At 66.1% G+C, this 6,239-nt stretch carries 5 protein-coding genes; 1 reads left to right on the top strand and 4 read right to left on the bottom strand.

Translation table 11 applies throughout. The annotated features are described in order from the left end of the window. Positions 1–43: 43 nt before the first annotated feature. The 3 genes from ACIPIA_RS08675 to ACIPIA_RS08665 all read right to left on the bottom strand — a co-directional run bounded on the left by ACIPIA_RS08675 (position 44) and on the right by ACIPIA_RS08665 (position 3,329). Positions 44–1,717 (bottom strand): formate--tetrahydrofolate ligase, encoded by a 1,674-nt coding sequence (locus ACIPIA_RS08675; RefSeq protein ID WP_400508584.1) that lies wholly within the window; start codon positions 1,715–1,717, stop codon positions 44–46. A 155-nt stretch (positions 1,718–1,872) separates the two neighbouring features. Beyond that, a complete protein-coding gene (locus tag ACIPIA_RS08670) occupies positions 1,873–2,559 on the bottom strand; it encodes a glutathione S-transferase family protein (protein ID WP_400508582.1) in 687 nt (228 codons plus the stop codon). A 20-nt stretch (positions 2,560–2,579) separates the two neighbouring features. Beyond that, positions 2,580–3,329 (bottom strand): haloacid dehalogenase type II, encoded by a 750-nt coding sequence (locus ACIPIA_RS08665; RefSeq protein WP_400508580.1) that lies wholly within the window; start codon positions 3,327–3,329, stop codon positions 2,580–2,582. 117 nt (positions 3,330–3,446) lie between these two features. On the opposite strand from ACIPIA_RS08665, the gene gpmI reads away from it, so the two are divergent. Then, positions 3,447–4,961 carry a 2,3-bisphosphoglycerate-independent phosphoglycerate mutase gene (gene gpmI / locus ACIPIA_RS08660; protein ID WP_400508578.1) on the top strand — a complete coding sequence of 505 codons (1,515 nt, stop codon included), beginning with the start codon at positions 3,447–3,449 and terminating at the stop codon, positions 4,959–4,961. A gap of 80 nt (positions 4,962–5,041) precedes the next feature. On the opposite strand, the gene ACIPIA_RS08655 is transcribed toward gpmI, so the two are convergent. Then, positions 5,042–5,893 carry an outer membrane protein gene (locus ACIPIA_RS08655; protein WP_400508576.1) on the bottom strand — a complete coding sequence of 284 codons (852 nt, stop codon included), beginning with the start codon at positions 5,891–5,893 and terminating at the stop codon, positions 5,042–5,044. Positions 5,894–6,239 lie beyond the last annotated feature (346 nt).

Raw genomic sequence — 6,239 nt, 5'->3', positions numbered from 1 at the left:
GAGTCATGTGACGACAGCGTGACGGCCGCTGTCGCCGGAGCCGTCAGAACAGCCCTTCGATCCGCCCCTGCGCATCGATATGGATGCGTTCGGCCGCCGGTTCGCGCGGCAGGCCGGGCATCGTCATGATGTCCCCGCAGATCGCGACGAGGAAGCCGGCCCCGGCCGACAGTCTGAGTTCGCGTATCGGCACGATGTGGCCGGCGGGGGCACCGCGCAGCGCCGGGTCGGCCGAGAAGGAGTACTGGGTCTTGGCGACGCAGATCGGCAGATCGCCGAAGCCGGCGGCTTCCAGCTCGGCGAGGCGGTTGACCAGCTTGCCGTCGATGCTGACGCCGGATGCCCCGTAGATCTCGCGGGCGATCGTCTCCAGCTTCTCCCGCAGCGGCATCGCGTCGGGATAGAGCGGAGCGAAGTCGGCCTCGTCCTCGTCAGTGAGCGCAGCGACCTTTCGTGCAAGCTCCTCGGCGCCGGCGCCACCCTCGGCCCAGTGCCGGCAGATCACCGCTTCGACGCCGAGATGATTGCGGCAATAGTGCCGGATGAGATCGTGCTCGGCCGCCGTGTCGGTGGTGAAGTGATTGATCGCGACGATCGGAGGCACGCCGAACTTGCGGATGTTCTCGACATGCCGGGCGAGATTGGCCATGCCGGCTTCCAGCGCCTTGAGGTTCTCCTGCCCGAGCGCGTCCTTGGCGACGCCGCCATGCATCTTCAGGGCGCGCACGGTCGCGACGACGACCGCGGCGGCCGGCTTCAGCCCCGCCTTGCGGCACTTGATGTCGAAGAACTTCTCGGCGCCCAGATCGGCGCCGAATCCGGCTTCGGTGACGACATAGTCGGCGAGCCTGAGCGCCGTGCGCGTCGCGATCACCGAATTGCAGCCATGGGCGATATTGGCGAAGGGGCCGCCATGGACGAAGGCGGGAGTGCCTTCGAGCGTCTGCACGAGGTTCGGCATCAGCGCGTCCTTGAGCAGGACGCTCATCGCGCCGGTGGCCTTGAGGTCGGCGGCGGTGATCAGGCGCTTGTCGCGCGTCCGGCCTACGACGATGCGGCCCAGGCGCTCCTCGAGATCGGCGGCATCGGTGGCGAGACAGAAGATCGCCATGATCTCCGAGGCCACGGTGATGTCGAAGCCGTCCTCGCGCGGAAAGCCGTTGCCGTTGCCGCCGAGCGAGGAGACGATCGAGCGCAGCGCGCGATCGTTCATGTCCATGACGCGGCGCCAGCTGATGAAGCGCGTGTCGAGCTCGAGGCCATTGCCCCAGTAGACGTGGTTGTCGACCATCGCCGCGAGCAGGTTGTGGGCGCTGGTGATGGCGTGGAAGTCGCCGGTGAAATGCAGGTTGATCTGTTCCATCGGCACGACCTGCGCGTGGCCGCCGCCGGCGGCGCCGCCCTTCATGCCGAAGCTGGGGCCCAGCGAAGGCTCGCGCAGCGCGATCATGACGCGCTTGCCGATGCGCGAGAGTCCGTCGCCGAGGCCGACCGTGGTGGTGGTCTTGCCTTCGCCCGCAGGCGTGGGGTTGATCGCAGTGACCAGGATCAGCTTGCCGTCCGGCCTGTCCTGCAAGTCCGGGATCGCATGCGTGTCGATCTTGGCGATGTACTTGCCGTAGGGATTGAGCGCTTCGGCGGGAATGCCCGCCCTGTCTGCAATGGCAGCAATAGGCTGAAGCGTCGCGCCGCGCGCGATCTCGATATCTGTCGGCATCCGTCCCCTCGGAATTCAGGCGGCGCCCGCGCGTCTCGGAGCGGGGCGCGGGCGACACTGGCGCGAAAAGGCCGATGCCGCCAGCGCTTTTGCCGGCGGGGCCGGCATGATGCACAGGCGGCACGGCGCGCCCGACGGCACGCCACCGGCCGTGCTCAGGCCTTGAGGTGAGCGTTCTGCGGGAACAGGTACTTGAACGCCTCCGCATCGAAATCCGTCTTGAAGGCGAACTGATCCTTGAGCGCAACGGCGCGCTGTGCTGCGGGGCGTGCCGAGATTTCGTCGAGATGACGCTTCACGTGCGGGAACATCCCGGGCCAGGCTTCGCCCACCGCGAAAGAAAGCCGTGTCGCCCAGCCCCAGACGGACATGTCGACGAGCGTGTAGGTATCCCCGAGCATGTAGCGACGCCCGGCGAGCACGTCGTTGATGATGCCCCAGTGACGCTCGGCCTCGCGCGAGTAGCGGTTGATGGCGTAGGGGATCTTCTCCGGCGCGAAGCGGCTGAAATGCACGGCCTGGCCGCAATAGGGGCCGATTCCGGTGGCGACGAACATCAGCCAGGACAGCATCTCGCCGCGCGCCTTCGGCGTATCCTCGGGCAGGAATTGGCCGGTTTTCTCGGCGAGATAGAGCAGGATCGCGTTGGAATCGAAGATAGCCACGTCGCCATCGGTCAGGGCCGGCGTCTTTGCATTGGGATTGATGGCGAGGAATTCCGGCTTGAACTGGTCGCCCTTGCGGGTATCGACCGGCACCATCTCGTAGGACAGGCCGGCTTCCTCGAGAAACAGCGCTATCTTCGCCGGGTTTGGCGAGGGGTGGTAGTAAAACTTGATCATGGACGATCCTCGGCGGCGCTTCAGGCCTGTCTCAACGCGGCGACATAGGAGACGAGATCGGTCAGCGCCGCAATGGTCGCATCGGCCTGAAAGCCGAGCTGCTCGGGCTGCATCCTGAGCGCCTTGAACATCAGGGCAGGATCGATCGTCGCGGCCAATCCGAGCTCGCTGCGCAGCCTGCTGGCCGGCACGCGCTCGATGCGGGCGACATGGAAGCCATGCGCCTTGGCGCCGGCGATGTCGAAGCCGTTGGAGGAAACGAAGAGGATTTCGTCGCGCTGGAGCCCGAGCCGCTTTTCGACGAGCGCGTAGCCGCGCGGATCGGGCTTGTAGACGCCGATTTCGTCGACGCTGATCACGGTCTCCAGGAGTTCGCCGATGCCGGCATGGGCGACGAGGCGCTTCAGCATCGCAGGGCTGCCATTGGAGAAGATGGCGAGGCGGTAGGGCGCGAGCCCTTCCAGCGCCGCGCGCGCCTCCGGGTAGAGCGCCAGCGCGTCATAGGCTTCGGCAATCTGCCAGACGAGATCCGGCGGCGCCGAGAGGCCGAGGCTTCGCAAGGTGAAGTCGAGCGAGTCGCGCGTGACGGTCCAGAAATCCTCGTAGCGGTCCATCAGAGCACGCAGCCAGGTGTATTCGAGCTGCTTCAGCCGCCAGATCTGCGTGATGGCCGCGCCATGCCCGGGAAAGGCCCGGTCGGTGACGCCCGCGACCGACTGCACGTCGAACAGCGTGCCATAGGCATCGAAAACCAGCGCCTTGATCGTCATCGCTGCCTCCCATCGGGGCTTCGCCGCGGTTCCGCCGCTTTCTTAGCACTCGCATAGGCGACGTCGCGCGTGATATCCGCACACGCACCTTTCACTGATGCCGACAGGTCAAAGCCGATGCCGCCTCGCCCCGTGATGCTGATGATCCTCGATGGCTGGGGCTGGCGCGACGACAGCAAGGACAACGCGGTCCGGCTGGCGAAGACGCCGAATTTCGATCGCTTCTGGGCGGCGGGGCCGCATTCCTTCCTGCGCACCTCCGGGCTCGATGTCGGGCTGCCCGAGGGGCAGATGGGGAATTCGGAGGTCGGCCACCTCAATCTCGGGGCGGGTCGCGTGGTGATGCAGGATCTGCCGCGGATCAACCAGGCGATCGTCGACGGCTCGATCGAGGCGGCGCTTGCCGCCTCCGGCCTCGTCGCGGCGCTCAAGGCGAGCGGCGGCGCCTGCCATCTGCTCGGCCTCGTCTCGCCCGGCGGCGTCCATGCCCATCAGGACCACGCGGTCGCGCTCGCGAAGATCGTGGCGGCGCAGGGCATCCCGGTGAAGGTCCATGTCTTCACCGATGGCCGCGATACCCCGCCCCAGTCGGCCGCCGATTACGTGAAGTCCTTCGAGGCTGCCTTGCCCGCCGGAGCCTCCATCGCCAGCCTCTCCGGGCGCTACTATGCGATGGACCGCGACAATCGCTGGGAGCGTGTCGAGAAGGCCTGGCGCGCCATGGTGCTTGGGGAGGGCGAGGGCTTCGCGACGGCTCAGGCGGCGATCGCGGGGGCCTATGACGGCAAGGTCACCGACGAGTTCATCCTGCCGGCCGTGATCGGCGGCTATGCCGGGATGAAGGATGGCGACGGGCTGCTCAGCTTCAACTTCCGCTCGGACCGCATCCGCGAGATCCTGAATGCGGTGCTGGAGACGCATTTCACCGGCTTCGATCGCCCGCGCGTGCCGAAGCTGGCCAAGGCGGTCAGCATGACCTCCTACAGTGCCGAACTGGACAAGGTGATGCCGGTTCTCTTCCCGCCGCAGACGCTCGCCAACGGGCTGGGCGAGACCGTCGCCAAGGCCGGCCGCGCGCAGATCCGGATGGCAGAGACTGAGAAATACCCGCACGTCACCTATTTCTTCAATGGCGGCGAGGAGACGCCCTATGCGGGCGAGGAGAGGGTGATGGTGCCGTCGCCCAAGGTCGCGACCTATGATCTGCAGCCGGAAATGTCCGCGCCGGAGCTGACCGCCAAGGCGGTCGAGGCGATCGAATCCGACCGCTACGACCTCGTCGTGCTCAACTTCGCAAACCCGGACATGGTTGGCCATACAGGCGTGCTGGCAGCTGCGATCAAGGCGGTCGAAACCGTCGATGCGGGTTTGGGCGCGATCGCCGAGGCAGTGCAGCGGCAGGGCGGGGCGCTGCTCGTCACCGCCGACCACGGCAATGCCGAGCTGATGGTCGATCCCTTGACCGGCAAGCCCCATACCGCGCACACCACGAATGTCGTGCCGCTGATGCTGATCGGCGGGCAGGCCAAGGCGCTGGCGGACGGCCGTCTGGCCGACATGGCGCCAACCCTGCTGGCACTGATGGGGCTGAAGCAGCCTGCGGAGATGACGGGCCAGTCGCTGCTGCGCTGAGCGGAGCCGACCAAGCTGCGAAAAGGGAAACGGCGCGGAGGTGATCCGCGCCGTTTCCCGTTGAGGCAGCCGAGGCCGTCTCAGTACTTGCGAACGACCGGCGGCGCGTAGGCGACGGGTTCCGGTGTGCCGCAGCAGTTCGGGTCGCCGAAATTCCAGCGCATGCCGATGCGGAAGTCGTGGCTGTCGATGTCGCGCGCCTTGAGCGCACCATAGCTCTCGGGCAGGAACGCGTTCTGGATGCGGCCCGAATTCGCGTCGCCGAGGTTGAGGTAGCGATAGCCGAGTTCGAGCGTCAGGTTCTTGTTCACCTCGTAGCCGACGCCGGCCATCAATGCCCAGGCGAGGTTGGTGTCGGTGCCGTTGCTCGCATAGCCGAGCGTCGGGAAGCCGGCGACCGAGCCCTGGTCGGTCAGGCCGCTGATCCGGTTCTGCGCAAAGCCGATGCCGGCGCCGATATAGGGCGTCAGGCAGTTCCAGGTGCCCAGATCGATGTAGCCGTTGAACAGGGTCACCAACGAGGACATGTTGCCCTTGTAGGTGTTGGTCTGGTTCTGGTTGATGAAGGGGTTGAAGACGATGTCGTTCACCCCGATCGAGGTCGAGCCGCGATACTCGCCGGTGACGTCGAAGCGGAGCCAGTTGTTGAAGCGGTAACCGACGCCGAGCCCGGCGAAGAAGGCCGAGTTGTCGGTCTTGCCGAAGAAGCTGCCGCCGAAGGCGACGACGTCTTCCTGATAATACTTGCCGACGCTCTGGATGCCGACGCCGATATCGCCACGCAGATAGAAGCCGCTGGAAATCGTGCCCTTCAGCCCGAGTGGTTCGGGCGGGGGAGGCGGAGGCGCGTAGGCGAGATCGGCTGCCTGCGCCGCGACGGATGCGCCGAGCGCCAGGCCGCCCGCCAGCGCGAGAGTTTTCAGGCTGCCCATGGCAGAGTCCTTCGCGTTTGCGCGGCGCAAGAACGCAGCCCGCGCGAGTTACCAACGGAAAGGACCTTGGCAGAGATTTCTTAAATGACCCTTAACCCTAACGGCTAACCTTACTTTTGACTGAACCCGGCCACGAATGTTAACGAAAGCTTTTGCGTGGCGCGGCGGTTACGATGCCGGGCAGTTGCGGCTGTCTCGTCGAGGGAAGGTCGCGCGCTTATCCGTGGCAGCTCAGCGTTGCGTTCAGCTTGCTGTGGACGAGCGGCAGGGACAGGCTCTTGAAGAAGCCGTGGAAGCGCTGCGGCGCGCGGAATGCCAGGCGATTTCCGTCCTGCCAGACCGGCAC

Origin of the sequence: Allobosea sp. CER48 (assembly GCF_044752385.1) — a bacterium.
Taxonomy (GTDB): Bacteria; Pseudomonadota; Alphaproteobacteria; order Rhizobiales; family Beijerinckiaceae; genus Allobosea.
Note: the sequence above shows the minus strand (reverse complement) of the source record. Positions and strands in the feature narration are given on the sequence as shown.

Coding starts and splice junctions, on each gene's coding strand:
- ACIPIA_RS08675 (WP_400508584.1), bottom strand. CDS start 1,717: ATGCCGACAGATATCGAGATCGCGCGCGGCGCGACGCTTCAGCCTATT.
- ACIPIA_RS08655 (WP_400508576.1), bottom strand. CDS start 5,893: ATGGGCAGCCTGAAAACTCTCGCGCTGGCGGGCGGCCTGGCGCTCGGC.
- ACIPIA_RS08670 (WP_400508582.1), bottom strand. CDS start 2,559: ATGATCAAGTTTTACTACCACCCCTCGCCAAACCCGGCGAAGATAGCG.
- gpmI (WP_400508578.1), top strand. CDS start 3,447: ATGCCGCCTCGCCCCGTGATGCTGATGATCCTCGATGGCTGGGGCTGG.
- ACIPIA_RS08665 (WP_400508580.1), bottom strand. CDS start 3,329: ATGACGATCAAGGCGCTGGTTTTCGATGCCTATGGCACGCTGTTCGAC.